Source organism: Streptomyces sp. WAC05292, from assembly GCF_003949955.1.
In the GTDB taxonomy this organism is placed as follows: domain Bacteria; phylum Actinomycetota; class Actinomycetes; order Streptomycetales; family Streptomycetaceae; genus Streptomyces; species Streptomyces globosus.
The window spans coordinates 1-3,199 of sequence record NZ_RPSE01000549.1 but is presented as its reverse complement, the minus strand read 5'-3'; the positions used below and the strand labels follow the sequence as shown (position 1 = coordinate 3,199).

Annotated in this window: 2 protein-coding genes; both read left to right on the top strand. The window is 77.8% G+C overall.

Annotated features, from left to right (window positions below):
- A partial coding sequence (locus EF903_RS30795) for a MoxR family ATPase (protein WP_260616153.1) occupies positions 1 to 1,241 on the top strand: 1,241 nt, incomplete at its 5' end.
- Positions 1,238 to 2,527, top strand: a complete 1,290-nt coding sequence (locus tag EF903_RS30790) for a DUF2201 family putative metallopeptidase (protein WP_125548271.1) — start codon at positions 1,238 to 1,240, stop codon at positions 2,525 to 2,527. The genes EF903_RS30795 and EF903_RS30790, both read left to right, overlap by 4 nt.
- Positions 2,528 to 3,199: the final 672 nt, after the last annotated feature.

Genomic DNA, 3,199 nt, shown 5'->3' with positions numbered 1-3,199 from the left:
CGTCCACCCCTTCCGCCCCGTCCGCCGCCGCCCCGGCGCAGCTCGATGTCGCCTCCGAGCTGCTGGCGCTGCTCCGCGACCACACCACCGAACCGCGCCCCGACGTACAGCTGGAGGCGCTGACCCTGGCCGTGGCCGCCGACCTGCCCGTCCTGCTGTGGGGCGAACCGGGCATCGGCAAGACCGCGGCCCTCACCCAGCTCGCCGAGAACCTGGACCTCCCGCTGACCACGGTGATCGCGAGCGTGCACGAGCCGTCGGACTTCTCGGGGCTGCCCGTCATCGGCGACGACCCGGCCGTGCAGGGCGTGCCGATGGCACCGCCGGACTGGGCCGTCCGCCTGGTGCGGGCCGGCCGCGGACTGCTGTTCCTGGACGAGCTGTCGACCGCGCCGCCGGCCGTGCAGGCCGCCTTGCTCCGCCTCGTACTGGAACGGCGGATCGGCTCCCTCCGGCTGCCGGACGGCGTGCGCATCGTGGCCGCGGCGAACCCGCGTGCGTCGGCGGCCGACGGCTGGGAGCTGAGCCCCCCGCTGGCCAACCGGTTCGTCCACCTGCACTGGGTGCACGACCACGACGTGGTCGTGCGGGGCCTCGGCGGGACGTGGCCGCGGGCGACGCTGCCGCGGCTGGACCCCGCACGGCTCGCGGACGCCGTGGACCTCGCCCGCCGGGCGGTGTGCGGGCTGCTGGCCGGACGGCCCGCGCTCGTGCACCGGCTGCCGAGCGGCGAGACGCGCCGCGGCGGGGCATGGCCGTCCCCGCGGAGCTGGGAGATGACGATGCGCCTGGTCGCGTTCGCCACCGCGGCCGGATCCTCCCGGGACGTCCTGTCCCTCCTGGTGCGGGGCGCGGTCGGCGACGGGCCGGGGCTGGAGCTGCTGGCGAGCCTGGACAGGATGGACCTGCCGGACCCCGAGGATCTGCTGTCGGACCCCGAGGCGGCCCTCCTGCCCGAGCGGGGTGACCTGCGCCAGGCCGTGCTCGATTCCGTCGTCGCGGCCGTGCGCAGCCACCCGGGGAAGTCCCGCTGGGACGCCGCCTGGACGATCCTGGTGCGGGCGGTCGAATCCGGGGCCCCCGACCTGGTGGTGGTTCCCGCGACGACGCTCGCCTCGCTGCGCCGCGACGCGTGGGACGTCCCCGCGGCGATCGAGGAACTCGCCGGGGTGGTGGGCCTTTCGCGCCGCGCCGACCGGGCGGCGGCGCGGACCGCGCTCGGCGCGAGGGCAGCCCGATGACGCGCACGCCGGGCACCACCGGCACCGCGGACACCGCACCGGGAACGGGCCTGGACCTGGACCTGGACCTGGACCTGGACAAGCTGTACGCCGCCCGGCTGCAGGCGGCGCGGGCCCGGCCGTACCTCGCGACGGCCCTGTACGCCCTGCACGCGGTCGCGACGTGGCAGGTGCCGACGATGGCCGTCGACCGGCACTGGCGGTGCTACGTCTCCCCCGGCTTCGTGGACCGCACGCCGGTGGAGGAACTCGCCGCCGTGTGGGTGCACGAGGTGTCGCACCTGCTGCGGGACCACCACGGGCGCAGCGACCGCGTGGCGCGGCAGCAGGGCCTCACCGGCCGGGCCGAGCGGCTTCGGATGAACATCGCGGCCGACTGCGAGATCAACGACGACGCGTTCGGCGACGGGCTGGTCACGCCGGAGGGCGCCGTCCTGCCGGAGACGCTGCAGTTGCCGGAGGGGCAGCTGATGGAGGACTACCTCCGGCAGTTCCGGCTCGGACCGCAATCCGGGCACCTGTCCTGGCTGGACTGCGGCAGCGGCGCCGACGGGCTGGACCGGGAGTGGGACCTCGGCCCGGACGGGGCGCACGGGCTCAGTGCGCAGGAACGCGACGCGGTCCGGTTCCGTGTGGCGCAGGGCATCAAGGGCCGGCCGGGCAACGCCCCTCGGCAGTGGCAGCGGTGGGCCGAGGAGGCGTTTCATCCGCCGCAGCCCTGGCGGGACCTGCTGGGGGCGGCGATCCGCTCGGCCGTCTCCGGCTCGGGCGCCGGCGAGGACTACAGCTACGGCCGCCCCTCGCGGCGGTCGTCCGCCCTGCGGGGCACGGTCCTGCCCAGCCTCCGGCGCCGGCCGCCGCAGGTCGCCGTCGTCGTCGACACGTCGGGCTCGGTGAGCGACGCCGAACTCGGCAGTGCGCTCCTCGAAGTCGCCGCGATCTGCCGGGCCGTGGGCGGCCGCCGGGACCTGGTGACCGTACTGACCTGCGACGCCGCGGCCCGGGTCGTGGGGCCGCTGTGCCGGGCCGAGGGGATCCCGCTGGTCGGCGGCGGGGGCACCGACCTCCGCCGGGGCTTCGCGCGGGCGCTGCGGTCCCGCCCGCGGCCCGACGTGGTCGTGGCCCTCACCGACGGCCAGACCCCCTGGCCGTCGGACCCCCCGCCGTGCCGGACGGTGGTGGGCCTCTTCCCCCGTCCGGAGCCGCCCGGCAGCCCGTACGAGGACGACCCCGACCACCGCCCGGACGAGCCGCCGCAGTGGGCGCGCGTGGTCGCCCTCGGCTGACGAGGGCCGAGGGCCGGGGGCCGGCGACCCTGGTGGCCCACGGGGCGGGGTCGGTGCACAGGATCCGGGAGCGGTCCTCCGGCCGGAGGTTGAACGGGCCGGAGGCCATCTCGGACAGGTCGAACAGGGCTTCGGCGTCGCCGAGCCGGCCCGTACGCGGATGTCCGGACGGCGGGACGATGCGCACGGACCGACAGCCGTTCCTCCTTGGCCGAGGGGAAGCAGCGGTGGGACGGCAGCAGCCCGCCGGGCACCGGAGGGTCGCCGACCCGCCGGGCGGGCCCCGCCCGGCGCAGCCGCCGCCGGCCGGGGCCGGGATGCCGGACGCGGCCCAGGCCTCCCCGGGGTGGCGGTGCCCACGGCATCGAGGCCGATGCCGCACGCGCCGTACGCCACCTGCCCCGGCCCCTGCTCGTACCTGCGCCCGGCCCCCACACCGCGCCGGGCATCGCCGGGGCATGCGCCCGGTCGGGCCGTCGCCGCGCGGCTCCGGCAGCCGGGCGGCGGCCTCGGGCGGCGCGGGCGGCCGCGGGCGGGACAGCGGGTCCGGTTCCCCGGTCGACCGCCCATCGCCCCACCTGCGGGACTCCGGCCTCGCCGCGCAGGGAGTGCGCGCCCCGGTCGGCGGAACGGGGGACGGTTCGCGCGGCCGGGGGTGATGCGGGGCGTGTC